Source organism: Alcanivorax sp. DSM 26293 (genome assembly GCF_900107995.1).
GTDB lineage: Bacteria > Pseudomonadota > Gammaproteobacteria > Pseudomonadales > Alcanivoracaceae > Alcanivorax.
On sequence record NZ_FNUM01000001.1, the window covers coordinates 581717 to 607127 of the forward strand.

23 protein-coding genes and 1 tRNA gene are annotated in these 25411 nt (G+C 60.3%); 13 read left to right on the plus strand and 11 right to left on the minus strand.

Annotated features, from left to right (window positions below; translation table 11 throughout):
- Positions 1-75 precede the first annotated feature (75 nt).
- On the plus strand, positions 76-1179 hold the full coding sequence (dinB, locus tag C4S63_RS02585; protein ID WP_062816789.1) for a DNA polymerase IV: 1104 nt from the start codon (positions 76-78) through the stop codon (positions 1177-1179).
- 155 nt (positions 1180-1334) lie between these two features.
- On the opposite strand, the gene C4S63_RS02590 is transcribed toward dinB, so the two are convergent.
- The gene (locus tag C4S63_RS02590) at positions 1335-1550 is read right to left on the minus strand and encodes a hypothetical protein (RefSeq protein WP_062816788.1); all 216 of its coding nucleotides are present in this window, start codon (positions 1548-1550) and stop codon (positions 1335-1337) included.
- Positions 1551-1968: 418 nt separating this feature from the next.
- On the opposite strand from C4S63_RS02590, the gene ppnN reads away from it, so the two are divergent.
- Positions 1969-3336: a nucleotide 5'-monophosphate nucleosidase PpnN gene (gene ppnN, locus C4S63_RS02595; RefSeq protein ID WP_062816787.1), complete on the plus strand. Its 1368-nt coding sequence runs from the start codon at positions 1969-1971 to the stop codon at positions 3334-3336.
- Positions 3337-3574: 238 nt separating this feature from the next.
- Here the strand turns inward: ppnN and C4S63_RS02600 are convergent, their stop codons facing one another.
- Positions 3575-4345, minus strand: a complete 771-nt coding sequence (locus C4S63_RS02600; protein WP_062816786.1) for a 3-hydroxyacyl-CoA dehydrogenase — start codon at positions 4343-4345, stop codon at positions 3575-3577.
- A 161-nt stretch (positions 4346-4506) separates the two neighbouring features.
- Here C4S63_RS02600 and egtB point away from each other — a divergent pair, with 161 nt between their 5' ends.
- The 3 genes from egtB (at position 4507) to C4S63_RS02615 (ending at position 7451) form a co-directional block, all read left to right on the plus strand.
- Entirely contained in the window at positions 4507-5751 is a 1245-nt protein-coding gene (gene egtB, locus C4S63_RS02605) for an ergothioneine biosynthesis protein EgtB (protein ID WP_234999913.1), read from the plus strand.
- Entirely contained in the window at positions 5748-6716 is a 969-nt protein-coding gene (egtD, locus tag C4S63_RS02610; protein WP_234999914.1) for an L-histidine N(alpha)-methyltransferase, read from the plus strand. The genes egtB and egtD overlap by 4 nt, the downstream gene beginning before the upstream one ends.
- Before the next feature lie 210 nt (positions 6717-6926).
- Positions 6927-7451, plus strand: a complete 525-nt coding sequence (locus C4S63_RS02615) for a thioesterase family protein (RefSeq protein ID WP_035249412.1) — start codon at positions 6927-6929, stop codon at positions 7449-7451.
- Between the two features lie 298 nt (positions 7452-7749).
- On the opposite strand, the gene C4S63_RS02620 is transcribed toward C4S63_RS02615, so the two are convergent.
- The gene (locus C4S63_RS02620) at positions 7750-8346 is read right to left on the minus strand and encodes a DUF2846 domain-containing protein (RefSeq protein ID WP_103916613.1); all 597 of its coding nucleotides are present in this window, start codon (positions 8344-8346) and stop codon (positions 7750-7752) included.
- A 374-nt stretch (positions 8347-8720) separates the two neighbouring features.
- On the opposite strand from C4S63_RS02620, the gene C4S63_RS02625 reads away from it, so the two are divergent.
- From C4S63_RS02625 to C4S63_RS02645, 5 genes are all read left to right on the plus strand, one after another.
- On the plus strand, positions 8721-9221 hold the full coding sequence (locus C4S63_RS02625) for a DUF1289 domain-containing protein (RefSeq protein ID WP_062816783.1): 501 nt from the start codon (positions 8721-8723) through the stop codon (positions 9219-9221).
- 276 nt (positions 9222-9497) lie between these two features.
- Positions 9498-10124 carry a TetR/AcrR family transcriptional regulator gene (locus tag C4S63_RS02630; protein WP_062816782.1) on the plus strand — a complete coding sequence of 209 codons (627 nt, stop codon included), beginning with the start codon at positions 9498-9500 and terminating at the stop codon, positions 10122-10124.
- A complete protein-coding gene (locus C4S63_RS02635) occupies positions 10121-10894 on the plus strand; it encodes an SDR family oxidoreductase (RefSeq protein ID WP_103916614.1) in 774 nt (257 codons plus the stop codon). The genes C4S63_RS02630 and C4S63_RS02635 overlap by 4 nt, the downstream gene beginning before the upstream one ends.
- A gap of 14 nt (positions 10895-10908) precedes the next feature.
- Positions 10909-12393, plus strand: a complete 1485-nt coding sequence (locus tag C4S63_RS02640) for an NAD(P)/FAD-dependent oxidoreductase (RefSeq protein WP_103916615.1) — start codon at positions 10909-10911, stop codon at positions 12391-12393.
- An 18-nt stretch (positions 12394-12411) separates the two neighbouring features.
- On the plus strand, positions 12412-13350 hold the full coding sequence (locus tag C4S63_RS02645; protein ID WP_103916616.1) for a patatin-like phospholipase family protein: 939 nt from the start codon (positions 12412-12414) through the stop codon (positions 13348-13350).
- A 45-nt stretch (positions 13351-13395) separates the two neighbouring features.
- Here the strand turns inward: C4S63_RS02645 and C4S63_RS02650 are convergent, their stop codons facing one another.
- From C4S63_RS02650 to C4S63_RS02680, 7 genes are all read right to left on the minus strand, one after another.
- Positions 13396-13608 (minus strand): hypothetical protein, encoded by a 213-nt coding sequence (locus tag C4S63_RS02650; protein ID WP_062816778.1) that lies wholly within the window; start codon positions 13606-13608, stop codon positions 13396-13398.
- Between the two features lie 53 nt (positions 13609-13661).
- On the minus strand, positions 13662-13859 hold the full coding sequence (locus C4S63_RS02655; RefSeq protein ID WP_062816777.1) for a hypothetical protein: 198 nt from the start codon (positions 13857-13859) through the stop codon (positions 13662-13664).
- Between the two features lie 184 nt (positions 13860-14043).
- Positions 14044-14128: transfer RNA gene (locus tag C4S63_RS02660), tRNA-Leu, on the minus strand.
- 45 nt (positions 14129-14173) lie between these two features.
- Positions 14174-14839: a hypothetical protein gene (locus C4S63_RS02665; protein ID WP_103916617.1), complete on the minus strand. Its 666-nt coding sequence runs from the start codon at positions 14837-14839 to the stop codon at positions 14174-14176.
- Positions 14840-14896: 57 nt separating this feature from the next.
- The gene (locus C4S63_RS02670) at positions 14897-15772 is read right to left on the minus strand and encodes a hypothetical protein (RefSeq protein WP_103916618.1); all 876 of its coding nucleotides are present in this window, start codon (positions 15770-15772) and stop codon (positions 14897-14899) included.
- 163 nt (positions 15773-15935) lie between these two features.
- On the minus strand, positions 15936-16469 hold the full coding sequence (locus C4S63_RS02675; RefSeq protein ID WP_103916619.1) for a hypothetical protein: 534 nt from the start codon (positions 16467-16469) through the stop codon (positions 15936-15938).
- A 173-nt stretch (positions 16470-16642) separates the two neighbouring features.
- Complete coding sequence (locus tag C4S63_RS02680) at positions 16643-17230, minus strand: superoxide dismutase (protein ID WP_062816773.1); 588 nt, start codon at positions 17228-17230, stop codon at positions 16643-16645.
- 290 nt (positions 17231-17520) lie between these two features.
- On the opposite strand from C4S63_RS02680, the gene C4S63_RS02685 reads away from it, so the two are divergent.
- Together C4S63_RS02685 and C4S63_RS02690 are read left to right on the plus strand one after the other, a co-directional pair.
- Positions 17521-18702: an acetyl-CoA C-acyltransferase gene (locus C4S63_RS02685; RefSeq protein WP_062816772.1), complete on the plus strand. Its 1182-nt coding sequence runs from the start codon at positions 17521-17523 to the stop codon at positions 18700-18702.
- 401 nt (positions 18703-19103) lie between these two features.
- On the plus strand, positions 19104-20912 hold the full coding sequence (locus C4S63_RS02690; RefSeq protein WP_103916620.1) for a beta-ketoacyl synthase: 1809 nt from the start codon (positions 19104-19106) through the stop codon (positions 20910-20912).
- A gap of 105 nt (positions 20913-21017) precedes the next feature.
- Here C4S63_RS02690 and C4S63_RS02695 read toward each other — a convergent pair whose 3' ends face one another.
- Entirely contained in the window at positions 21018-23642 is a 2625-nt protein-coding gene (locus C4S63_RS02695; protein ID WP_103916621.1) for a DUF6351 family protein, read from the minus strand.
- Between the two features lie 228 nt (positions 23643-23870).
- On the opposite strand from C4S63_RS02695, the gene C4S63_RS02700 reads away from it, so the two are divergent.
- Positions 23871-25298 (plus strand): phospholipase D family protein, encoded by a 1428-nt coding sequence (locus tag C4S63_RS02700; RefSeq protein ID WP_103916622.1) that lies wholly within the window; start codon positions 23871-23873, stop codon positions 25296-25298.
- The last annotated feature ends 113 nt before the right edge of the window (positions 25299-25411 follow it).

A 25411-nucleotide genomic window follows, 5' to 3' on the forward strand; every position in this document is an offset into this window, starting at 1 on the left:
TTACACTCTCCTCAGGGCGGCCCAAGCGACACAGGCAACCCGATTGTCAATCCTGCCACATCCCAGAGTTCATTCATGGCACAGGCCTCACGCAAGATTATCCACGTGGACTGCGACTGCTTCTACGCCGCCGTGGAAATCCGTGATGATCCGTCCCTGCGCAATCGGCCCGTGGCAGTGGGGGGCGACCCCAACCGCCGTGGCGTTATCGCCACCTGCAATTACCCGGCCCGGCATTTCGGGGTGCATTCCGCCATGGCCTCATCCCACGCCCTGCGCCTGTGCCCGGAACTGGTCATTGTACCCGCCAACTTTGACAAGTATCGCAAGGTCTCGGCACAGATCCACGATATCTTTCGCCGTTACACCAGCCTGATCGAACCCTTGTCCCTGGACGAGGCCTTTCTGGACGTGACCGACAGCGAACAGTTCGATAATAGCGCAACCCGTATTGCCGAGGCGTTAAGACAGGATGTTCGCCGGGAGCTGGGCATTACCGTATCCGCCGGTGTGGCGCCCAACAAGTTTCTTGCCAAGGTGGCCAGCGACTGGCGCAAGCCTGACGGCCTGTTTGTGATTCCGCCGGACCAGGTGGACGCCTTCGTGGCCGCCCTGCCGGTAAAAAAGATTTCCGGGGTGGGCCGGGTGACGGCCGAGCGCATGGCCGGTCTCAACCTGCATACCTGTGGCGACCTGCAAGGCATGAGCCGACTGGAGCTGTCACAGCACTTCGGCAGTTTCGGCGAGCGGCTCTATCACCTGAGCCGCGGACATGATGATCGGCCCATACAAACCGGCCGCCGACGCAAATCCGTGTCCGTAGAGCGCACCTACGACCAGGACCAGCCGGACCTGAATGCCTGGCTGCGGGAACTGGATGGTCTGCTGGAAAAGCTCAAGGCCCGTTTCGCCAAACTGGATCAGCACTATTTGATCAGTGGGCTCACCGCCAAGGTGAAATACCAGGATTTTGTCAGCCTGAGCTGCGACAAGGCCGGCAACGATCTGGATCCGGCCCATTTCGAGGCACTGCTGCGACAATTGTGGGAACGCCGCCAGGGCCCGGCCCGCCTGATCGGCATCGGCGCCCGCCTGCGCGACCTGAAAGCTCCGCAGCAGCCGGATTTGTTTCCGGAAGAGAGGGAAAAGGCGTTGCGGCAGCAGCGGAATCGGCTGTAGCAGCGTTGGGCGGTGCTATCACCCAGTTTCGAGGTACGAGTTGCGAGAAGCTATCTGCCATGAATTGCAGGTTTTGATCTTCGAAACTCGCTTCTCGCAACTCGCAACTGATTAATCGCGCCGCCAGCGACGCTCCTATCAGAAGCGAGGCGGGGTCAATGCACCCGCTGACAGACGCGGCTGTGCAACTCGGAGGGAATCATTCCGTCCATCAGCTCCCGTCCCCGACGTTGTACCGGCTCCATCTGCGCATCCAGATAAGCGTCCAGGGTGGCCACGCAATCCGCGCAGCGGTTGACGGTATCCGTATCCGGGTGATCGCAAGCCGCCTTGACTGCCTGTTCCAGCTGATTCAGATATTTGAGCAACATGTTTTGCTCCTGATAAACCTCATTAACGGGACGGCCTTATGCCGGTTCCCAATCGATCAAGTATGGCGGCTGCTGAAGACAGCCAGATGACACAGATCAACCATGCAGTCAGTGTGCCAGACCTGATAAAGGATGTGACGCTTGCGGCGACAAGGCGTTCCCGGGAAATTGTAAAAGAGTCTGTCGCCACCCCGGGAACAAGGGCTTGCAACTCTTCACTCACCGGGAGTGTCATCTGGGGTACTCTTGGGAGTTGTAGCTGCATTTGGGATGAACTGCGACGGCTTGGCCGCCCTGCGGGGGCTTCCTTGCTCAAGCAAGGTTCGCGCCTCAAGCGGCGCTCCTACAGCGGCTTCGTAGCCGCACGGGCTGGCCTGCAGCCTCTGAGTAACGATTATTTTGCGACGGACCCGACCCTATGACCGAAACGGTATCCACCATTGTTGCCCCGGAAGGCAGCCTGGAAGTTCTCAGCCAACACGAAGTTGAACGTCTGCGTGACACCTCCGGCAGCGGCCTGCATGAGCTGCTACGCCGGTGCGCGCTGGCCGTACTCAACTGTGGCACCCCCACCGATGACAGCCGCCAGGTACTGGAGACCTACAAGGATTTTGATATCGAGGTGATTCAGGAAGACCGTGGGCTGCGGCTCAAGGTGGACAATGCCCCCGCCGGCGCCTTCGTGGACGGACGCATGATCCGCGGCATCCGCGAGCATTTATCGGCGGTGTTGCGCGATATCGTCTATGTGGCCAATGAGATCCAGAATAACGACAGCTTCAACCTCAATAGCAGCCAGGGCATCAGCAATGCGGTCTTCCACATTCTGCGCAACGCCGGCGTGCTCAAGGCAGGAGCCTCGCCAAACCTGGTGGTCTGCTGGGGCGGCCACAGTATTTCCCGGGAAGAATACGACTACAGCAAGAGCGTGGGCTATCAACTCGGCCTGCGTCACAAGGATATCTGCACCGGCTGTGGCCCTGGTGCCATGAAGGGGCCAATGAAAGGCGCCCATGTGGCCCACGCCAAACAACGTTTCAAGGGCGGCCGCTATCTGGGCATCTCCGAGCCCGGCATCATCGCCGCCGAGGCCCCTAACCCCATCGTCAACGAGCTGGTGATCATGCCGGACATCGAAAAGCGGCTGGAGGCGTTTCTGCGGGTCGGCCATGGCATCATCGTCTTTCCTGGCGGGGTGGGCACCACCGAGGAAATCCTCTACCTGCTTGGCGTGCTGCTGCACCCGGACAATGCGGACATGCCCTTGCCGGTCGTGTTCACCGGCCCGGCCAGCAGTGCGGACTACTTCCGCCAGGTGGATGCCTTTATTCGCGCAACACTTGGAGACCAGGCGGCGCAACGTTACCAGATCATCATCGATGACCCGGAAGCCGTGGCCCTGGCAATGTGCGTGGGCATCGACCGTCTGACCCTGTTCCGCCGCGACAATGATGACGCCTTCTACTTTAACTGGCGGCTGAACATTCCCCTGGAATTCCAGCAACCCTTCGAGCCTACCCACGAGGCCATGGCCAGCCTGGATCTGAGCCCCAATCAACCGGTCCATCAGCTGGCTGCCAACCTGCGCCGGGCATTCTCCGGCATTGTGGCCGGCAATGTGAAAGAGCAAGGCATCCATGCCATCGAACAGCACGGTCCCTATCGGCTGCATGCGCCGGGTGAACTGATGACCCACCTGGACGAACTGCTCAAGGCGTTTGTGGAGCAACATCGCATGAAACTCCCCGGGAGCCATTACGAGCCGTGTTATGCGTTGGTGGGGTGAAGGAAAGGACCTAGCAGCCAGGCAAGACTTCCGTAGGAGCGTCGCTGGCGGCGCGATTACAGGAGTCACGAGTTGCGAGAAGCGGGTTTCGAAAATCAAACCCCGAAATTCATGAAAGGTAGGCTCTCGCTTTTCGAAACTCGAAACTGATGCATCGCCCGCCAGCGCCGCATCTGCAAAAAAGAAAAAGCCCCGGAAATCCGGGGCTTTTTCTTTTCACTCGTCGCTAACAGCTGCCTTACCGCGGCTGCATACGGATACCACCATCGATGCGGATGGTCTCACCGTTAAGGAAGCTGTTCTCGATCATGTGGCAGACCAGCTGCGCGTATTCCGCCGGGTTACCCAGACGCTTGGGGAACTGAGTCATTTCGATCAGCGGCATTTTCACCTTGTCAGGAGCCGCATTCATCAACGGGGTGTTGAAGATGCCCGGGGCGATGGTGTTGCAGCGAATGCCCAGCGGCGCCAGGTCACGGGCGATGGGCAGGGTCATGCCGACAACACCGCCTTTGGTGGCCGCGTAAGCCACCTGGCCAACCTGACCATCAAAGGCTGCCACAGAAGCCGTGTTCACAATCAGGCCACGCTCGTTGTCTTCACCCGGCTCGTTCTCGGCCATGGCGGCGGCGGCCAGACGGGCCACGTTGAAGGTACCGATCAGGTTGATCTTGACCACCATGTTGAACACGCCCAGATCATGGGGCTTGTTCTCGCGACCCACGGTCTTCATGGCAGACCCCACCCCGGCACAGTTCACACACACATGAATGGCACCGAATTTTTCCACGGTGGCGTCGATGGCCGCCTTAACGGATTCCTCGTCGGTCACGTCGGTCTGCACAAACGCCGCATTGGCACCCAGCTCCGCCGCCACTTCCGGGCCGCGCTTGTCGTCACGATCCAGAATCATCACCTTGCCGCCCTTGGCGATAATGGCTTCGGCCGTGGCCTGGCCCAGACCGGATGCAGCGCCGGTGATCACGGCAACTTTATCGGTAATATTCATATGCTCTCCTTGTGGTGAAAGGGCATGGGCTGTCACTGCGTCGCAGCAACAACCCACTACAAATGCTGCCCCGCAGTATACCCACACCGTTCACGCGTCACATTGTTGCTTTCGCTCAAAGTGGGTGCCACTCTTTGACAACCGGATTGGGAGGGAAAACCTTGCCAGATACCGCCAGACAAGACGTCAGCGCTACCTTGATAGCGCACTACCAGCGTATCCGGGCCTTCAGCGAACAACTCTGTGAGCCGTTACTCACCGAGGACATGGGGTTGCAGGCCTGCGCTGACGTGAGCCCACCCCGCTGGCATCTGGCCCACACCACCTGGTTCTTCGAAACCTTCCTCCTCAAGCCCCACCTGCCCGGTTACCGGGTGTTCGAACCGCAATTCGAGTATCTCTTCAACAGCTACTACAACGGCATTGGCGAACAGTTTGCCCGCCCGCAACGCCACCTGTTGTCACGCCCCACCGGCGCAGACGTCTATGCATGGCGACAGCAGGTGGATGAGGCCATGGCACGGCTTATCGCGCAATATCCGGGTCTGGCGGATCTGGTGACACTGGGGCTCAATCATGAGCAGCAACATCAGGAATTGTTGCTGACCGATCTGAAATACAGCCTCTCGTTCAATCCGCTGGCACCAACCCTCGGCCAGCCCCTCGACCCGTCTGGCCCGGCTGCCCCATTGCGCTTTCAAACGTTCAGTGGCGGCCTGGTGGATATGGGCGCCAGCAGCAATGGCTTTGCCTTCGATAATGAAACGCCCCGGCATCGAGTCTGGCTGGAGCCGTTCTCCCTGGCCAACCGGCCTGTCACCCAGGGTGAGTTCCGCGCCTTCATCCAGGACGGCGGCTATCGGCGTGCGGATTTATGGCTGTCTGACGGCTGGGCCTGGGTTCAGTCAAACGCTGTCCAGCGCCCTCTTTACTGGCATGAGGACCTTGACCAGCACTTCACCCTGGCAGGGCTACAACCGTTGCTCCCTGGTCAGATTCTGGCCCATGTGAATTATTATGAAGCCGACGCCTATGCCCGCTGGGCGGGCAAGCGTCTGCCCACGGAACAGGAATGGGAGCACGTGGCCACCACGCAACCGCAGCAAGGCAACTTTGTGGACAACGGTCTCTACCAACCCGCCCCGGCCATTGATACCGGCATGGCACACCTGTTCGGGGATGTATGGGAATGGACCGCCAGCGCCTATTTGCCCTACCCGGGATTCCAGCCTGATGCCGGTGCCGTGGGTGAGTACAACGGTAAATTCATGTGCAACCAGATGGTGCTGCGCGGCGGCTCCTGTGTCAGTAGCCGGGACCATCTTCGCGCCAGCTACCGTAATTTCTTCTATCCTCACCATCGCTGGCAATTCAGTGGTATCCGGCTTGCGGGAGAGCCATCGTGAATCAACAACAGCTCGGCCCCAACCTGACCTTCTTCGACCTCCACCCGCCGACCACCGACATGCTTGCCGAGGTCAGTGAATCCTTGCGAGCAACCACGCCGACGCTGCACCCCAAGTTCTTCTACGACGAAACCGGCTCCACCCTGTTCGACCGCATCACCCGCACTCCGGAGTACTATCCCACTCGCACGGAAGCCCGTTTGTTGCGTCGCTATGCCGAGGATATTCAGTCGCGCCTGGAGAACACCCACACCATCGCCGAACCCGGTGCAGGCAGCTGCGAAAAAGTGCGGGTGTTGCTGGATGCCTGGCAACCGGCCCATTACATGCCGCTGGAAATCTCCCGGGAGTGTCTGCTTGGCGCCTCACGGCGCCTGGCCGACGACTTTCCGCAGATTCACATCAGTGCGGTCTGCGCGGATTATTGCCAGGCCATGGCCATGCCCGAGGGATTACAACAGCCGGGCCGTCTGGTCTTTTTCCCCGGCTCCACCATTGGCAACTTTGAACCGGCCCAGCGAGCCAGCTTTCTGCGCGGGCTGCGGGAACTGGCCGGACCCGGTGGCGCCCTGCTGATTGGCGCGGACCTGCAGAAACCCTCTGAGCAGCTCCATGCCGCCTACAATGACTCGCAAGGACTGACCGCCGCCTTCAACCTGAATGCCCTGCACCATCTGAACCGGGAACTGGATTGCGGCTTCGATACCGATACCGTGCGCCATCTGGCGTTCTACAACAGCACGCAAAGCCGTATCGAAATGCACCTGGAGTGCCTGCAGGATCAGCACATCCGCCTTGGCGACGACAGCCTGACACTGACTGCCGGCACCCGTATTCACACAGAAAATTCCTACAAATTCACCATCGAAGGGTTCTCCGCCGAACTGGTTGCCGCCGGTTTTTCCCCATCCGGGTGCTGGACGGATAGCGACAGCCTGTTCAGTCTGCATCTGGCCTGTGCGTAACCGTTGCAACCCCCTGCACACAGGGCATCACGCGCCGAAACCCTCGCCTGGCGCGGGACAGGATTGCAAAGACTGTAAAACTGAGCACTTTGATATCAGCGAATAGTGTGAACTGGCACTGGTACCGTTATACTGAATCGCGTTTTTTTGCCGATTCAGTCTTCGAAAGAATAAAAGGGGTCACGGACCACCGTGGCATAGGGAGATCGGATGCTCGAACTGATCAGCGCGGCTCGCCGTCGTAAACGGCCGCCCACACACCAGCTGTTTGATGTTGTCACCCAGGAATACCGGGTGGGGTTGCTGGATATTGACCTGAACATGCATCTGAACAACGCCAAATACCTGAAGTTCATGGATCGCTGCCGGCTGGAGCACGCGGTGGTTACCGGCTTGCTCAACCGCATGATCGAAGCGCGCTGTAACGGTGTGGTTGCCAATACCGAGATTTCCTATATCCGCGAGTTGCGCCCGTACCAGCAATTCCAGGTGCATACCCGCATTCTCGGCTGGGACGACAAATACGTGTACTACGATCAGCGCTTCGAATCCCAGCGCAAACTGCACACCCATGCCCTGTTGCGAGTGGCCAATGTGTATGGCGGTAAATCTATCAGCCCCCAGACCCTGCAGGAAATTACCGGCTTCAATCAAACCTCCCCGGCCCTGCCGGAGTACGTGGAACAGTGGAAGCGACTGCTGCAGACCAAGCGGCGGCTGACAGAGAGTGACTAGATACGAGCTGCTAGCTACTAGCTAACAGAAAAATCCGCTGTAGGAGCGTCGCTGGCGGCGCGATCCGAGCCTTGGCGAGGGGAGATCAAGGTCTACCCGCTATTTTTCTGGAACCTGTCGAGTTCTGAAACTCCTGATCGCCCTATGGGCGATTTCCTCGCTACGCGAGGTTCGCGGCTCAAGCGCCGCTCCTACAGCGGCTTCGTAGAAAGGTTATTCCTCTCCAGACAGCAAAAGCCCCGGCATGCCGGGGCTTTTTTGTTTCTGTTAGAAGCTAGTAGCTAGCCACTCGCAGCTGTCATTTTTCCGTCGTATAGGTATAAAACGGTGCCCAACGCGGCACCTTGCTGTCGCGGCCGGCATAGTAGACGCCAGGCTCATCCAGACGCAGATCGGCGATTTCCCGCAGCGCCACGGCACGGGGAACCTGTTGCAAGGGGCCGGCCTGCTGGTAGTTCTCCGGGTCGGCAACCAGTTCTTCCATATCCAGCGGACGGGTTTCCGAGTAGCGGAAGTAGTAATCCTTGCCCCCTTCCACTTCCAGCGGCATTTCGAAGACCATCTTCAGATAGAGCACGCTAAGCGGACGGCGGGCATAGAAGTCGTGGGTGCCGGCGGGCAATTCCAGCCAGCTGTAGGCACCGGCCTTGAGACCAAAAAGCTGCGTGGCATCCAGGAAGAACACCGGCGCCTGCACTTCTTCGTAGCCCCAACGGGTAATCGGACGGTAGATATAGACCATGGCATTACGCGGATCCAGCGTATCCATGGGTTTGAAGGTCTTGCCCTGGGGGGCATGGATAAAAGCACCGGGGGTTGAGGGAACGCCCACACCCAGGCTGGAACATCCGGAAAGCATCCACAGGCAAGCTGCCAGCAACACAGCCAATCGCATTATTATTCTCCAGTGATGCCGCTTCCCGTTAATCCGGGGCGACCCTGTTTATTATTTCGCGCAAGACAGAGCATTTGTTCGTTGCCACCTGAGTCTGTGACTTCAGCGTGGGTGCATGGCGCAAGCATCGGTTGCCACAGGGTGTTTTCTGCAGAAGCGTCGTCGCAAATACGCTCCACTGAAGGCGCTCTTGAGAAAACAACAACTCTGTGGCGACAAAGACTTGCGTCAGGCGCCGCGATCAAGCCACGGATTCAGGTGCTAACTATGGCCGATTTGCCGACATTGCTCAAGATAGCAGCAAACGCTCAAATTCCCGCCAAACGGCGTCCCCTCGCGCTTCCCTGCCCGGGGTTTTCTGGTAGTCTTCGGCCATGGCAGTCAATCGTATCCACACCCCCTGTATCGGCGTCTGTTCCACCGTTTTCGGTGATACGGTCTGTCGTGGCTGTCGCCGCTTCAGCCACGAGGTTGTGCACTGGAACGGATACACCAACGAAGAGAAGCGAATCGTCTGGAAACGCCTGAATTTGCTGCTTTGCCAGGTAGTGGACAACTATTTCCAGGTCACCGATGCGAACCGGCTGGCGGCGGAGATGGACTTCCAGAACCTCCGCTACCAGACCCAGCTTTCTCCACAGGGCTGGGTGCCGGAATTGCTCAAGGCCGCCGGCAAACAACCGATTCCCTATGACCGTTTCGGCCTGCACCCCCTGCCCGCGACCCGCGGCCTGCTGCCCCGTGAGCTCTACGATCAGATCAGCGCCGAATGCCACGCCCTGGCCCAGGCCCACTACGACCGCTCCTACGCCCGCCCGGTCACCCTCGCAGCAGAACTCACCGAACTGGCCGCCCGGGAAAAGGGCTTGATCTGACCCCCCTCCTCCATTCGTAGGAGCGCCGCTGGCGGCGCGATAAACCAGTTGCGAGTAACGAGTTTCGAGAAGCGAAAATCATTGGGCTTTCCCGTGTTCGGGGTTCGCCTTTCGAGACTCGCTTCTCGCAACTCGAAACTTTGGGTTATCCCGCCGCCAGCGACGCTCCTACGGATAGCCTCTATCATTTGTCCCGAAATGACCCTTCCATAAAAACATCACTCAATGGCACAGTTACGGAATGAACATTCATTCAATCACTGAGTGAGACTTGCCATGACCCTCGCTGACCGGACTGTGCCGGCCGATAACAAGGAAGCTCGCAAAGGCGACCAGATCATCCAGGCCGCGCTGCGGGTGTTTGCTGAGCATGGCCTGCACGGCACGCCGGTACCGCCCATCGCCGCGGAGGCCGGAGTCGGCGTGGGAACCCTGTATCGCTATTTCGACAGTAAGGAAGCGCTGATCAACGCCGTCTTCCGGGACAGCAAGCGCCGCCTCAAGGAACGTCTGCTCAGCGATCTGGACCTGCTACACCCCTCCCGCAGTCTCTTCGATACCCTCTGGGCCCGGCTTACCGCCTTTGCCCGCGAAGAGCCGGACGCCTTTCATTTTCTGGAGATGCAGGATCACCACAGCTACCTGGATCCGGAAAGCCGCCATCAGGAGCAGGCCCTGCTGATTCCCCTGGGCATGATGGTGGTCATCGGCCAGCGCACCGGCCTGCTCAACGACATCATGAAACCGGATCTGGCCATCGCCCTGTTCTGGGGAGCTTTCGTGGGTGTCTTCAAGGCAGAGCGCCTGGGCTATCTGACCCTGGATGATGACGACCTGACACGGGCACGGGATGCCTGCTGGCTCGCCATCGCCAATCACAACAACAAAGGCACGCAATCATGACACCCACACATATCCTGATTACCGGCGGTGCCGGCGCCATTGGCGGCCAGCTCGCCGGGCAGTTTCGTCAGCATCACCCGGACGCACGCATCACCCTGGTGGACCTGAATGCCGAGGCCCTCGCCCTGGCCGCCGACCAGCACGGCGCTCACGCGGAAACCTGCGATCTGACCGATATCGACGCCCTGCCTGGCTGGTGGCAGTCGCTGATAGATCGTCGCGGACCGGTGGATGTGCTGATCAACTGTGCCGGCATCATGGACATCATCAGCATCACCGGCACCGGCTGGGAGCAGGGCAAACGTTTGCTGGATATCAACTTCACTGCCCCCATGCGGCTGATGGACCTGGCATTGCCAACCATGGTGGAGGCCCGCAACGGTTGCGTGATCAATGTGGCCAGCATGGCCGGGCGCGTGCCAATTCGTGGCTGCAGCTACTACGGTGGCGCCAAGGCCGGCATCGGCCTGGCCTCGGAAATCGCCCGGCTGGATCTGAAGAAGCAGGGCGTGAATGTGATCACTGTCTACCCGGGCCCGATCCATTCCGGCCTGGAAAGCCATGCCCGCAGCCAGGTGAAGAAAGGCCCGGTGTCCCGCTATATCCCCACCGGCAAGCCGGAGGTGCTGGCCGAGCGTATCTACCGCACTTTCCGCAAGGGTGGCGCCCGGGTGATCTACCCGGATATCTACGCCCTGGCCAAACAGGTCGCCAACCTGAATCTGACCAACCGGGCCATGGATTTCTTCAGCCCGCAACCGAACCAGTGACCCCGGACATTCCCATGACACAGCAAGCCAACACTCCACTTTATGACGTCCTGATTGTGGGCGCCGGCATCAGCGGCATCGGCCTGGGCATTCGCCTGCGCGAAGCCGGCTTCGATAACTTTGTGATCCTGGAAAAAGCCGCGGACCTGGGCGGTACCTGGCGGGATAATACCTACCCGGGCTGTGCCTGCGATGTGCCCTCGGCGCTGTACTCCTATTCCTTTGCACAGAAACCGGACTGGAGCCGGGCCTTCGCCGGCCAGGCAGAGATTCTCGACTATGTGCGTGAAACGGCTAACCGCCACAACATACCCGCCTTCATTCGCTTCAATCAGGGCGTGGAACGGGCCCAGTGGCGGGAGCGGAAAAATCTCTGGGAAGTGCAGACCGGCGACCAGCTCTACCGGGCCCGTACCGTGGTGGCCTGCTCCGGCTACTTGCACGAACCCATCATTCCGAACATCCCCGGCCTGAAGGATTTTCAAGGCAAGCTGTTCCATTCCTCCCGCTGGGACCATGACCACGACCTGAGCAGCGAACGGGTAGCCGTGATCGGCACAGGCGCTTCGGCCATCCAGTTCGTGCCGGAGATCCAGCCCAAGGTGCGGCACCTGACCCTGTTCCAGCGTACCCCGCAATGGGTGCTGCCCAAGCCGGATCACCCCATCCCGAAAATCGAGGAAAACTTCTTCCGCCTGCCGTTCACCCTGAACGCCTGGCGCAAGATGCTTTACGGCGGATTTGAAACCTTCGGCATCGGCTTTCGCAAACCGGCCCTGCTGCGGCAGATCCAGAAACTGGGCGAGGCGCATATTCGCCTGGCCATCAAGGATCCGGCCCTGCGCGCCAAGCTGACCCCGGATTACACCCTGGGCTGCAAGCGGGTGCTGATGAGTAACCAGTATTACCCGGCACTCAATCAGGACAATGTGGATGTGTTTGCCACCGGCCTGAAAGCGGTGCGCGGCAATACCCTGGTGGGCCAGGACGGCAGCGAGTGCGAGGTAGACACCATTATTCTGGGTACCGGGTTCTTCGTCACCGAGCCGCCCATTGCCGATCACATCTATAACGATGCCGGCGACTCACTCAGCCAGATGTGGAAGGACGGCATGCAGGCCTACCGCGGCACCACCATTGCCGGCCTGCCGAACGCCTTCATGGTGCTGGGGCCCAATCTGGGTATCGGCCACAATTCTGCCTTTATCGTTATTGAAGCGCAGATCAACTATATCCTCAGCACCCTGACAACCATGCGCGAGCAGCAACTGAGTCGGGTGGAAGTCAAAGCCGATAGCCAGAAAACCTACAATCGCAAGGTCCAGAAAGACCTGCAGGGCACCGTCTGGAACACCGGCGGCTGCTCCAGCTACTACCTGGACAAGAACGGTTTCAACAGTGTGGGCTTTCCCTGGAGTACCCTGGAAATGCAGCGTCTGCTCAAGGACTTTGATGCGGAAAACTACTCGCTCACCCCCGCCAGCCAACCCGTCTTTTAATGTGAACAGGCCCGAATAATGACAAACAACACTCCATCTCCCCGTCGCGCCCTGGTACTGGGCTGCGGCGGTGTCGCCGGCGGCGCCTGGTCCATTGCCGCCCTGCACCATCTAGAGCAGAAACTGGACTGGGACGCCCGCGACGCCGATATCCTTATCGGCACCTCGGCAGGCGCGGTGCTGGCCACCTTGCTGGGGAGCGGCGTCAGCGTGGATCAGCTGCTGGCCTGCCAGCAGGGCACCCGTCAACAATGCCGCTGGAATCACGACAGCGATACCGGCGGCGCCCTGCCACCGCTACCCGCGGCCAGTCTCACCGGCGCCAAACTTGCTCTGAAGGGCTTGCGTGGAGACGTCTCGCCATTGACCGCCTTCTGCGGCCTGCTGCCCCGGGGCCAGTTTGACATGACGCCCTTTCGGAAATTGGTGGACGACGCCACCGGGGGCGCTGACTGGGTGGCCCACCCGGCCACCTGGATCATGGCCGTGGATACCACCAGCGGCAAACGGGTGCCCTTCGGTAAAGGCGGCGCGCCACAGGCGAATATCCGCGATGCGGTTTGTGCGTCCTACGGGGTCCCCGTCTGGTGTCCGCCGGTAAGCCTGGGCAACCGCACCTACATCGACGGCGGCGTGGCGTCCCCCACCTCCGCAGACCTTCTGGTGGATAGTGCCGTGGATGAGGTCATCATTCTTGCTCCCATGGCCTCACGGCAACCGGACCGGCCGCGCTCCCCCCTGGCCGCCATCGAGCGGCGGGTACGCCGCTACATGACCCGCATCGTGGATAAGGAAGTCAACAAACTGGAAAAGGCTGGCAAGCGGGTGATTCGCCTGGAACCCAATGCCGAGGACCTGAAGGCTTTCGGGTTCAACATGATGGATCCAACCCGGCGGCGTCGGGTATTGGACACGGCGTTGGAGACCACGGCCAAAACGGTTCAGGCCGCGCTGTAGTCAGGAAACGTGGGGGGGGGGGCTCGCCGGGCTCCCCACATCATCCTAGAGTGAGTTCACCGACTCCATGAGCGACGCCTTGATCTCATGCAGGGCCCCCTGGGTTGCCTGCCCCTCTGCATAGATCAGCCCACCCAGAATTAACGCCCCCGCCGCCAACACGACCAGCGCCAACAGGCGCACACGATCGGCTTCAAGCTTTCGTGCCGCAGGAAAGTGACCGGCGTTTCGATGTTTATCTTGTGTGTGCTCTCGCATAGTACACCTCCCCTTTAGTTCTACGCGGCGAGGGGTGAACCTGCAAGCGGGGGTCAGGTGTTGATGGAACATTCCGGACAAAAGCGCAAGCTACGGAAATACAGCTTTGCCACCGGCAAGGCATGAATACAGTGGGAAAAATCGCCCAGATAAATTCGCTGGTCATTTTCCTTGGGCAAGTGACGGCAATTCACCGTGTGAATTTCCCAAGTGTCATCATCAGCCTGGATCTTGCTGAGGTAATACCGCATACCCTTCCCCGATTCGCGGATTCGACAGCGGGGAATAGTAGGGATCTGAGCGGCGAAAAGAATGAAAAGAAGGTAAAACCTGAAAGGTAATGAAATTAACTTGATAGCGGCAATGCGGAGGCGTTGCAGCGCCCAGAAAAGCAAAAGGCCGTAACAGCAATGCCGTTACGGCCTTTCTTTGAGATGGTGCGCCAGGAGGGAGTTGAACCCCCACACCTCTCGGCACCAGAACCTAAATCTGGCGTGTCTACCAATTCCACCACTGGCGCAATGGGCGGCTATTCTAGCAGGCTAATCGTTAATTACCAGCGGCATCAGCCGCCCTGGAGAATCCGGTAAAGTGCCTGCAGGTCCTTGTCGACTTTCTCCACCTTGCTCGCCAGAGCCGATAGCTCGGCGCTGTTATCTGATACCGGTTGCGCCACCGGTGCAGCGGGTTGCGGCCGGGCAGCCAGGTTGCTGATCCGTGAGGACAAACCGCTCAATCTGCTGTCCAGCGCATCCAGCCGGGTTTCCCATTCGCGACTTTCCGGGCCATTGCCTCGCTGTTTGGCCAATGCCACGGTCAGACCACGCACCTTGGCATTGAGCTCACGCAGGTCTTCACGAAGGGGAGCCAGAGCAGGAGAGGTTTCCAGGTCTGCCGTCGCCGGCAATGTTGCCATGCTGCGCGCCTCCTGCTGCTGGCGTTCAGACGCCAGTTGGTAGTATTGCTGACGCAGCTCGCTGAGCTCATGACGGATGTCACCGTGAGCCATCCATTGACTGACCGCCAACATCAGGGCAATCACCGCCAGCACCAGGGACAGCCAAAGCAAGCCGGAATGGCCGCCTTCGCTGACCGATACCGGCTTGCTCTTGTTCTGGGGACGCAGCGCTACCGGCTCCCTATCCGGCCCCGGCAGTGGAGCGGTTACCGCCAACACATCCTGATTCAATCCCTGTAGACGCCGCTCTTTATTTTCCGGCAACTTGGCCATGGCAAGACGCTCTTTATCATTATTGTTTTTCGCTGATCCCTACCCCCCCGGGTTCGATCAACGCCCTTCCAGTTTATCCAACCGACTATTGACCTGGAGCCGATAAGCGTCAAACGCCGCAATGGCTGCCTCGGTTTCATCCACCCGGTCTTTCAGCGCAGCCAACCCGGCCTGGCCTTTCTCCACTTTGGACAGCGCGTTTTTCAGGTTTTGCTGCTGGCTTTCCAGCTGATTGATATTTTCCACCAGCACATCCAGCTGGGTCTGCATCTGACTGATGCGGGTCTGCCACTGCTCACTGCTTTTGTTCACTGCGGCGACCGCACTGTCCACCTGCTTTTTCAGGGCAGCGGTGTCTTTACCGATACCCTGGAGTTTGCCATCGACACCGGCCTGGGCCTTTTTTACCTCGTTTATCGTGGAGGACAGGGCATTCAGTTTCTTGCTCTGCTCGGCAATATCCGCCCGATTGCGTTTATTGCTCAGGTCCCAGAGTTTACGGATTTCGGTGTTGTTTTCTTCCAGCTTCTTGCCCTGGGCACGGACCGTGTCCTGCAGCTGACCGGAGGACTGATTCAGACTCTCGTCGGTGGCAGATAGCCGGGACTGGAGATTGCCCAGTTTCTGGCTGGATTCCGAAATGCGCTCATCCATCTGAGCCTGCAGCACGGTCATCTGTTTCTGGAACCAGACCCCCATCACAGCAATCAGAACCACCAGCACCAGACAGGCAATCATCCATCCACCGCCACCGCCTCCGTTGCTATGGGCTTTCGGGGCCGGTTTTTTGGGGGCCTTGGGAGGCTTGCCTTTACCCTCGCCCTTGCCGTTGTTGTCGGCTCCGGCGGGGGAAGAGCGGCGACCGGTATCACCATGGTCATCCACGGTGACGTCATTCAAGTTACCCAGATTTACTTCACGATCTCGCGTCATTCCAGTGTCCTGCAATCCCGGCTAATGGCCCTGTTGATAGCGATGGTTGGATAGTGCCACAGGCGGGGCCGCATAGCTGCCAAGCAGCCCCCATTTCATCCGGGGAGACCCTGGAGAACGGCTGGCGCTCACCGCGGTCCCTGGCCTGCCTGTTTTTGAAAGTTTATTCGCCGCCTTTCTCGAACAGCGGCTGCTCGGTGGCGTAGTAGACCATATCACCGAGCTCATGCTTGCCTGCCTCATTTTTCAGCAGCGGCAGAAAGATCACCCAGGGGCGAACATCGCGGTGATCCACCTGGGCCCACACCCCGGTGACTTTGTCGCCATTTTCAGCGGTAATCTCATGGAGACGGAACAGCGCCATCAACTCGATGTCCGGCTGCTCTTTACCGATCTTGCGCAACTGCATGAACAGGCCCTGTGCCCACTCTTCCGCGCTGGGCGCATCTTCCTTATCCCCGGAATAGCCCACCGCCCGAACCGTATCGCCAGACTGAATCATACCGAAAGGATAGAGCCCGCCGGAGCGCTGGATGGCTTTCAGCGCCTGGCGAAGGCCGGCTTCAGCCAGCTGGTCCATGGCTTGCTGTTCAGGGCTTTTCTGTTGCTTTTCAGCCCCAGCGGCAGGGGCCTCCTCAGCCGTGACACTGGTTGCCCACAGCCCCATTACAAGAAAAAAGATTCCCAAAAAACGCATACATTACACCTGTTATTTTCATTCGCTTGGGGGTTGGACCACACAACGGCCGACAATATCCCAGGCTGGGGACGCTACCAAACTTCCCTGATCGCCGCCATATGGACACAAAAAAGGCCGCGAAGGCGGCCTTTTTCGTTACCTGAACGGTATCCCCGCAGGGATAGACCGTCTTAACCGGCAAAGTTGCTGGCGGCAAAGTCCCAGTTGATCAGGTTCCAGATGGATTCCAGATACTTGGGACGGGCATTGCGGTAGTCCACGTAGTAGGCGTGTTCCCACACGTCCACAGTGAACAGCGGAGTCTGGCCCTTGTCGTGGGCGATCGGGGTATCCGCATCGTCGGTGTTGACGATTTCCAGGCTGCCATCGCTGTTCTTCACCAGCCAGGTCCAGCCGGAGCCGAAGTTGCCGGTAGCCTTGGCGTTGAACTGGGACTTGAACTCGTCGAAAGAACCGAAGGCCTTGTCGATGGCCGCAGCCAGATCACCGGTGGGGGCGCCACCGCCGTTGGGGCTCAGGCTATTCCAGTAGAAAGTGTGGTTCCACACCTGGGCCGCCTGGTTGAACAGACCGCCTTCAGCGCTCTTGATGATCTCTTCCAGGGATTTGCCTTCGTTGTCAGTGCCGGCAACCATTTCGTTCAGCTTGGTCACGTAGGCATTGTGGTGCTTGCCGTGATGGTACTCGAGAGTCTCTGCAGAAATATGCGGTTCCAGTGCATTTTTCTCGAACGGAAGCGGCGGTAATTCAAAAGCCATAGTCATTTCCCCTGACATCATGTTGTTCTGTTGCGGCTCGGCAACAGAAAGAAATTCCCCGCTGGCGGCATGCCTGTCGCCAACGGCTGAATGATAATAACAAGCTACCGGCGGCAATCTCCACCACGGACCAGGGGTTTACCATGATTGCCTTTGGCTGCAATAGACGATTTCTATCGCCAATGCCTGATCCGTGACCGGCAGGTCCCTGTGAGATGGGGTGTCTGCCCCTTGTTTCAAGTACAATGCGCCCCAAATTTTGATAACTGCGTGCTTGGCAGGAGAAAACGATGTCTGATGATGCTGTAGTAATTGTAAATGGTGCCCGTACTGCCATGGGTGGCTTCCAGGGTTCCCTGTCTGCGGTCTCCGCTCCCGAACTGGGCGCCGCCTCTATCCGTGAAGCCGTGTCCCGTGCCGGCCTGAAGCCGGAAGACGTACAGGAAGTCATCATGGGCTGTGTACTGCCCGCTGGCCTCAAGCAGGGCCCCGCCCGCCAGGCCATGCGTCTGGCCGGCCTGCCGGACAACACCGGTGCCACCACCATCAACAAGCTGTGCGGTTCCGGCATGAAGGCCACCATGTTCGCCTATGATTCCATCAAGGCCGGCACCAACGACATCGTCGTTTCCGGTGGTATGGAATCCATGACCAATGCGCCCTATGTGCTGGACAAGGCCCGCAGCGGCATGCGCATGGGGCATGGTCAGGTCTATGACCACATGTTCCTGGACGGGCTGGAAGATGCAGAAACCGGCCGCCTGATGGGCTCCTTCGCCCAGGAAGTGGCGGACAAGCGTTCCATCAGCCGGGAAGACATGGACAACTACGCCATCGAATCCCTGAAGCGTGCCCAGGCGGCCATCGAGAACGGCTGGTTCAAGGACGAGATCGTGCCGGTGACCGTGAAAACCCGTAAGGGTGAAGTGGTTGTCGACACCGACGAGCAGCCCGGCAACGCCAACATCGACAAGATCCCGACCCTGCGTCCGGCCTTCGCCAAAGACGGCACCGTCACCGCCGCCAACGCCAGTTCCATCTCCGATGGCGGCTCCGCGCTGGTACTGGCCCGTGAGTCCGTGGCCAATGAACGCGGCCTCAAGCCGCTGGCCCGCATCCTGGCCCACGCCACCAACAGCAAACACCCCAGCGAGTTCACCATTGCGCCCATCGGTGCCACCGAAGCGGTCATGAAAAAAGCCGGCTGGACCGTGGACGACGTGGATCTGTTCGAGATCAACGAAGCCTTTGCCATGGTGGCCATGATGCCGATGATTGACCTGGGCATTCCCCACGAGAAGGTGAACATCCACGGCGGCGCCTGTGCCCTGGGCCACCCGGTGGGCTCCACTGGCTCGCGCATCATCCTCACCCTGATCCACGCGCTCAAGCGCACCGGCGGCAAGCGCGGTGTGGCCAGCCTGTGTATCGGCGGCGGCGAAGCCACTGCGGTGGCTGTTGAGCTGCTGTAATAGGTACAACGCTCGATGCCAGACCAAACGGGGCCTTCGGGCCCCGTTTTTGGTTGGCGACATCCTATTTCCCGCCCTCTGTAGGAGCACCTCTTGAGGTGCGAACCAGGGAGAGCGTGATCATTCAGAAAGACCTGTCAGGCCCTGGAATGCCTGATCCCCCTGCGGGCGATTCCCGCGCAAGCGCGGTTCGCGGCTCGAGCGCCGCTCCTACAGCGGCTTCGTAGAAATGACAAAGCCACCCCTCCAACAATTCATTTCCGAAACATCCGCTTTCACTTTCAAATTCTGTTGCACTTTCCTGACCGGATTCGCCCTCCGTCGTATACGCAAAACAGGGTTTCATCTGTACCCTGACCGGCTAGTCACCGTTTTGGATTGGGCGCAGGCCCGGGAGCACCATGACAGCATTACCCGTGATCACCGCCATGGGCGGCATCAATGCGGCCGGCCGCAGCGCCCTGCATTTCGGCTTTCAACGGCTGGTATTTGACGCCCTGCCGGATGCCGGCCGCCAGGACACACTGCGTTCGCTGGGCCAGTTGACCGGCCGCAGCATGGACCAGCAGCTGGCCGCCACGCTGATTCGCGCCCTGCCCGACGCCCACCGTCTCCACGCCGCCATCAGCGGCACCAGCGACATTCCCGTTACCCTGGAAATGCGCAACATGGACCTGCCTGACCCGCTACCCGCTGGCTGGCAGGTCTCCCCTATCGACAAACGCCGCTGCCAGGTCACCCTGCCCGCGGGGCTGGATCTGCGTGTTCCCCATGACGCCCCGCGCCGGGTCAGCGCTGCCGGGCAATTGCCGGACGGCTTCGATCCCGGCGCCCTGTATGCCTCGCGCAACCACCCCCGGGCCCTGCAGATGGCCATCTTCGGTATCAGCGATGCGCTGGGGGATCTGGGCATGGACTGGGCCACCGTGGCCGGCAAGGTGCGCCCGGATCAGGTCGCCGTTTACGCCAGCAACGCCATGTCCCAGCTGGACGACAACGGCCTGGGCGGCGTCATGCGCTTCCCGCCCAATGGCCAGCGCATCACCTCCAAACAGGTGCCGCTGGGACTGGGCGAGATGACCGCGGATTTTCTCAATGCCTATGTGCTGCACTCGGTGGGTACCACCGGCGGCATGCTGGGCGCCTGCGCCACCTTCCTCTACAACCTGGAAAAAGGGGTGCAGGCCATTCGCAGCGGCAAGGTACGGGTGGCCATCGTCGGCACCAGCGAAGCCCCGCTGGTAGCAGAAGTCATGGAAGGGTACCGGGCCATGGGTGCGCTGGCAGAAGACCAGGACCTGGCCGCTCTGGACAGTGCCCAACAGGCGGATGTGCGCCGCGCTTGCCGGCCGTTTTCCGATAACTGCGGCTTTACCATGGCCGAGTCCGCCCAGTTCACCGTGCTGATGGATGATGCCCTGGCCCTGGAACTGGGTGCCGATATTCTCGGCGCCGTACCGGATGTGTTTATCCATGCGGACGGGGCCAAGAAATCCATTTCCGCCCCCGGCGTGGGTAACTACCTGACCGTGGGTAAAGCCGCTGCCCTGACCCTTCAGCTGATCGGCGACAAGGGCCTGCGCGAGCACAGCTTTGTTCATGCTCACGGTACCGGCACCCCCCAGAACCGGGTCACCGAATCGGTGATTCTGGACCGGGTGGCCGAGGCCTTCGGTGTCCGCCAGTGGCCGGTGACGGCCATCAAGGCGTTTGTGGGACACTCCCTGGGCAGTGCCGGCGGCGACCAGCTGGCCGCGACGCTGGGTAGCTTCGCGCAAGGGATATTGCCGGGCATCAGCACCATCGACCACATTGCCAGTGATGTGCACCGCCAGCACCTGGACTTCGCCATGGACCACGTCCCGCGCGACGACTTGCAAGCCAGCCTGATCAACTCGAAGGGGTTTGGAGGCAACAACGCCACTGCTGTGGCGTTGTCCGCTCGGGTCACCGAGGCCATGTTGCAACAACGCCATGGCAGCAAAGCCATCAGCCATTGGCAAACTGCCCGTGACACGGTGCTGCAGGCCAAGAGCCGTTTCCGCGACCACTGCCTGCACGAAGCCCCCAAACCGGTATACCGGTTTAACGAGGGGGTAATGGGAGATGAAGCGGTGACGCTGACCGGGGATGCGGTGCAACTCAATGGCGGCACCGCCATGCCCTTTGACGACGACAACGGCCTGGCGGCTTACCAAATCAATCTCTAGCGCTACTCGGATGGGAAAGGGTGAGTAACGAGGTATGAGTTACGAGTTACGAAAACCTTTCCCGGTCTTCGCAACTCGTCACTCAGCACCCCCAGCGACTGAAAATCAGCGAATCTCCACCTGGAAGGCCGGCGACGCCCAGCCCTGAGGACGGGTGGCCATACCATCAGCCAAGGGGGCACCGCCGTAAATGACCTGCTGCGCATCACCGTACTGCAACCAGGTCCGGGTAGGCATGGTCCCCTCGCCGGGCTTGCTGTAATCGCAGACGCCCTGCGGGAAGATCTCCGCCACCTGGTCCGCGAAACCCTGCGGATCCAGTACCGTGGGGTAATCTGCCGGATCCACCGGTTTCAGCTGGCATTTGTTGGTCAGGGTCTGGATGCTGTCACCGGCCACGGTCCGTGGCGTCCCGAAACGGGTCTGCACCACGGTCTGTTGCAGGCCCAGAACCGGATCGGTCAGCGGTGCCAGCAACTCACCCAGGGTGCCCAGTAACTCACCCAGCACCGGCAGCTCGGACACCACCGGCAGCGCGCTGATATCCAGGCCACATACCTGACCGGTGAGCGCATCCACCACCACCCCGGCTTCCGCCGGTGCCGGCGGCAGCAGGGACAGATCCAGCCCCGGCAGGATCGGGTCCGGGTACAACAGATTGCCGGTCAACGGCACGATGGGGCCTTCAGGGCCGAACAGGGACGATACGGAAAGACACCGGTCGCGGGCATAAACCGGCTTGTTGGCGATCACCTTTTCGGCCACCGGCGTGGCCGTGGCATCCTGCTCGATGCCGGACAGCCACAGGTCCATGACCAGCAGGGCTTCGGTGGTGAAAACCGAATCGCCAAACAGCGGTGCCGGGCCATACCAGATCACATGGTTATCGGCGTGACCCTGGGTCTGCTCCAGCCGCGCACGCATCTGCCAGGAATGGTAGGCGTCATGGGCAATGCCCGGGTCCGGGCCACGCAGATCAATGATCGGCACATTGGCCAGATGCTCAGCGGTGTTGATGGCGCCGGTCCGATAGGCATTTCGCAAGGCTTGCGGGTCAGCCACGGTGCGCTCGGCCTGATAGTCGATATCCACACTCAAACCGCCGATTTCCCGATTCACCCTGAGAAACTGTTCGCCGCTGATCACCCCGTTCTGCAATGCTTTCAACCCATACTGGACGCCCACATTATCCAGCGGAATACCACCAAAACCGCGACCGAGCAGCTGTTCATTGCGGGTCCATACCGACGGGTCACGGGGGCCAAACTGGTTGATCATGTAATCCAGCAAGCCGCAACGCAGTCCGTCCGGCTGCGACTCGGCGTCATAGACCGCCACCCCTTCCTGCAGACCCGGACAATCTTCCTGGTCCGGGTAGGCGGACGGGAAGAATGCCAGATCGGAGACCACCGGATTCAACGGCAAGTGGCCATAGAAGGCGGACCACTGCGCGGCCGGAATCACCCCGGAGGTCAGCAGCGAGGTAACCACCTCCTGAAACCCTTGCGGATCGGTAGGCAGCTGGTTGCCGAAGTAATTACTGAGCAGGTTGTAGTCCGCGAACTGGGTGGCGGTGGTCCAGACATCCGGGTAGGAGCATTGCACGATCAGTCCCTGATAAATGCCCGGGTAGGCATTGGCCACGTGGTGCTGGGTAATGGAACCACCGGAACAACCGGTGCCGATGGTGTAACGGATTTCCCCATACTGTTCGATGATCCGCTCTTTCCCCATCATCAGGGACTCCGCCGCGGTTGCCAGATTGGCGTTATGCCCCAGGTTGGCCTGGGCCGTGGACAGGGTCATGAACCCCCGCGCCAGGGCGGTAGTGATGCTGTCACCCAGCAACAGCTCGGCGCCCGCGGGGGCAGTGCCGGCGATATCACCACGGGGCACCTCCCCCATGCCATAACTGACGCCCACGTTACCGCCATGATGAATCAGCAGCTTGCCGTTCCATTGCGGTTGCGGGTCCAGGGCGGTCCAGGGCTGATCCGGTTGATAGAGCGTCATGATCAGGTAACGGTCACGATTCATGACCCCTTCTTCCATGCGCACGATAAAGGGCATTTCCATGCCTTCATCCGTGGTAATGCGGGCAATGCTGTCATCGGCAGGCGGATTTGCCGGGTCGTAGGGCTGGAAGGCTTGCGGCAAGCCGGGGTTTTCCGGATCAAAGTTGGTCAGCAGGTTTTCCAGTTTGTTGGCCTGCACATACTGAAAGGTGTATTCCGGCGGCTGATTACACTGGGCATCCACCGCCTGTTCATTGGTGCACTGCCAGGGCTGCAGCTGGGGCCCGGAAAACACCGGACCGCCGTTGGGGTGGTTGATGATCTGCCGCTCCAGCACCGACGCATCGGCCAGCACCACGGTGACCGTGTTGGCCCCCAGCGCCATGCCTTCCAGCAAGCCCTTTAGGGTGCCCTCGCTGGTTGCCGTCAAGTGCTCGGTCACCTCCCGATCACCCAGCATGACCTTTGCCCCGCTCAACAGGGCGCTATCGTCTACCGTAATTTCCACCAGGGCATCACCGCCGCTGATCAGGTCCGCGCGATTGGACAGCACACGGATATCACCTTCTCCCGCCTGCGGCGTTTCGGGAAGGTCCGGATCGGGGGTATTCGGAACCGGATTACTGGCCGCCGGCGACGACGACGAACCGCCACCACCACAAGCCGCCAACAGGGCTACCAGGACGGCCGCCAGCAAACGAGACAGGGATTTCATGGGAGACTCCAGGCCGGTGCGCTGACCGGCTTATTGTTATTAACATCAGTGTCAACCCATTCTCGAGGACCGGGGGCCGACTTACTGTTGATGTGCGGTTGCGCGATAGTTAACAGGAGGGGACATTCTTTGCAGAATGTTGTACGAATGTACCACACCATGATCCGCCAAGGTTCAGCCCCACGAGCCAGGCTGTTAAGGTAGCCGCAACCTCTGGATGGACCGCCCATGATCCGACTGAAACTTGCCCTGCTCTTGCTGCTGGCGCTGATCGCCTGCACCGCCCTCTGGCACCGTTACAAACCCCTGCCGGACGGTCTCGCCCATGAATCACCGCTGCTCCCTGCCATGGGGCTGAATCTGCTGGTGGATGACACCTGGGAAACCGCCGATGGCGGCCGGGGCATGCGTCAGCGCATTTTCGACGAGGCCCTGCGGTTGATCGAACAGGCCCGGCAACTGGTGGTGGTGGACATGTTCTTGTTCAACGCCTTTCAGGGCGCCGATGAGGCCAGTTACCGGCCCCTGTCCGAGCAGCTGACCCGGGCACTGGTGGCCAAGAAACAGCAGCAACCGGATCTACCCGTTGTCCTGATCACTGATCCCATCAACACCCTCTACGGCGGCCTGCACAGCGAGCACCTGGAGCGCCTGGAAAACGCCGGGGTGGTGGTGGCCACCACGCCCTTGCACCGGTTACGCGACTCCAATCCGAGCTGGTCCGGGATCTGGCGGATCTGCTGTCAGTGGCTGGGCAACAGCAACGAGGGGGGCTGGCTGCCCAACCCCATGGGGCCCGGCCAGGTCACCCTGCGCAGCTACCTGACCTTGCTCAATTTCAAGGCCAACCACCGCAAGACCCTGGTGGTGGATGAAGGCGACCGGTGGACCGCTCTGGTCACCACCGCCAACCCCCACGACGCCAGCAGTGCCCACAGCAATCTGGGCCTCACTTTCCAGGGCCCGGCCGTGGCGGAACTGCTGGACAGCGAACTGGCGGTGGTTCGCATGGCAGGCGTTCCGCTCCCGGATCTGCCCCCCGTCCCCACCGGTCCCACAGCGGAAACCACCGCCGCCCAGCTGCAGGTACTCACCGAGGGCGCCATCCGCGACGCCTTGCTGGCCGCCGTGTCCCGCAGCCAGCGCGGTGAAGCGCTGGATGTGTCGGTGTTCTACCTGTCCCACCGCCCCCTGGTGAAGGCGCTATTGGCAGCCCATGAGCGAGGCGTTGCCGTACGCGTGCTGCTGGACCCCAACAAGGATGCATTCGGCCGCCAGAAAAACGGCATCCCCAACCGCCAGGTGGGCGCAGAACTCCATGCAGCGGGCATTACAGTGCGCTGGTGCAACACCCAGGGCGAGCAGTGCCATACCAAGATGTTGTTGCGCAGAGGCGCTGAGCGCTCGGAAGTGATCATCGGCTCCGCCAATTTCACCCGCCGCAATCTGGACAACCTGAACCTGGAAAGCAGCGTGCGGGTGCTGGCGAAAACGGATCACGCGTTCATGGTGAATGCCCGATCCGCCTTTGCCAGACGCTGGGACAATCGTGACGGGGAGAAGCACAGTACCGATTACGGGGTGTACGCGGACGAAGCAAGCTGGAAGTACTGGGTGTATCGGGTAATGGAATTTACCGGGTGGAGCAGTTTCTAGGGTAAAGGCAATTTTCACCGCAAAGTAGACGCGCCAGCTTCGCAAACCGTAGGAGCGTCGCTGGCGGCGCGATTCCAGGCGTTGGATTATGCACTTCATGCACCCTACGGACC

What these genes read in the sequence shown, in the direction of transcription:
- C4S63_RS02695 (WP_103916621.1), bottom strand. Translation starts at nt 23,642, where the DNA reads ATGAAATCCCTGTCTCGTTTGCTGGCGGCCGTCCTGGTAGCCCTGTTG.
- C4S63_RS02675 (WP_103916619.1), bottom strand. Translation starts at nt 16,469, where the DNA reads ATGCGTTTTTTGGGAATCTTTTTTCTTGTAATGGGGCTGTGGGCAACC.
- C4S63_RS02600 (WP_062816786.1), bottom strand. Translation starts at nt 4,345, where the DNA reads ATGAATATTACCGATAAAGTTGCCGTGATCACCGGCGCTGCATCCGGT.
- C4S63_RS02640 (WP_103916615.1), top strand. Translation starts at nt 10,909, where the DNA reads ATGACACAGCAAGCCAACACTCCACTTTATGACGTCCTGATTGTGGGC.
- C4S63_RS02655 (WP_062816777.1), bottom strand. Translation starts at nt 13,859, where the DNA reads ATGCGGTATTACCTCAGCAAGATCCAGGCTGATGATGACACTTGGGAA.
- C4S63_RS02690 (WP_103916620.1), top strand. Translation starts at nt 19,104, where the DNA reads ATGACAGCATTACCCGTGATCACCGCCATGGGCGGCATCAATGCGGCC.
- C4S63_RS02665 (WP_103916617.1), bottom strand. Translation starts at nt 14,839, where the DNA reads ATGGCCAAGTTGCCGGAAAATAAAGAGCGGCGTCTACAGGGATTGAAT.
- C4S63_RS02590 (WP_062816788.1), bottom strand. Translation starts at nt 1,550, where the DNA reads ATGTTGCTCAAATATCTGAATCAGCTGGAACAGGCAGTCAAGGCGGCT.
- C4S63_RS02630 (WP_062816782.1), top strand. Translation starts at nt 9,498, where the DNA reads ATGACCCTCGCTGACCGGACTGTGCCGGCCGATAACAAGGAAGCTCGC.
- C4S63_RS02685 (WP_062816772.1), top strand. Translation starts at nt 17,521, where the DNA reads ATGTCTGATGATGCTGTAGTAATTGTAAATGGTGCCCGTACTGCCATG.
- dinB (WP_062816789.1), top strand. Translation starts at nt 76, where the DNA reads ATGGCACAGGCCTCACGCAAGATTATCCACGTGGACTGCGACTGCTTC.
- C4S63_RS02680 (WP_062816773.1), bottom strand. Translation starts at nt 17,230, where the DNA reads ATGGCTTTTGAATTACCGCCGCTTCCGTTCGAGAAAAATGCACTGGAA.
- C4S63_RS02635 (WP_103916614.1), top strand. Translation starts at nt 10,121, where the DNA reads ATGACACCCACACATATCCTGATTACCGGCGGTGCCGGCGCCATTGGC.
- ppnN (WP_062816787.1), top strand. Translation starts at nt 1,969, where the DNA reads ATGACCGAAACGGTATCCACCATTGTTGCCCCGGAAGGCAGCCTGGAA.
- C4S63_RS02620 (WP_103916613.1), bottom strand. Translation starts at nt 8,346, where the DNA reads ATGCGATTGGCTGTGTTGCTGGCAGCTTGCCTGTGGATGCTTTCCGGA.
- C4S63_RS02650 (WP_062816778.1), bottom strand. Translation starts at nt 13,608, where the DNA reads ATGCGAGAGCACACACAAGATAAACATCGAAACGCCGGTCACTTTCCT.
- C4S63_RS02615 (WP_035249412.1), top strand. Translation starts at nt 6,927, where the DNA reads ATGCTCGAACTGATCAGCGCGGCTCGCCGTCGTAAACGGCCGCCCACA.
- C4S63_RS02700 (WP_103916622.1), top strand. Translation starts at nt 23,871, where the DNA reads ATGATCCGACTGAAACTTGCCCTGCTCTTGCTGCTGGCGCTGATCGCC.
- C4S63_RS02625 (WP_062816783.1), top strand. Translation starts at nt 8,721, where the DNA reads ATGGCAGTCAATCGTATCCACACCCCCTGTATCGGCGTCTGTTCCACC.
- C4S63_RS02670 (WP_103916618.1), bottom strand. Translation starts at nt 15,772, where the DNA reads ATGACGCGAGATCGTGAAGTAAATCTGGGTAACTTGAATGACGTCACC.
- C4S63_RS02645 (WP_103916616.1), top strand. Translation starts at nt 12,412, where the DNA reads ATGACAAACAACACTCCATCTCCCCGTCGCGCCCTGGTACTGGGCTGC.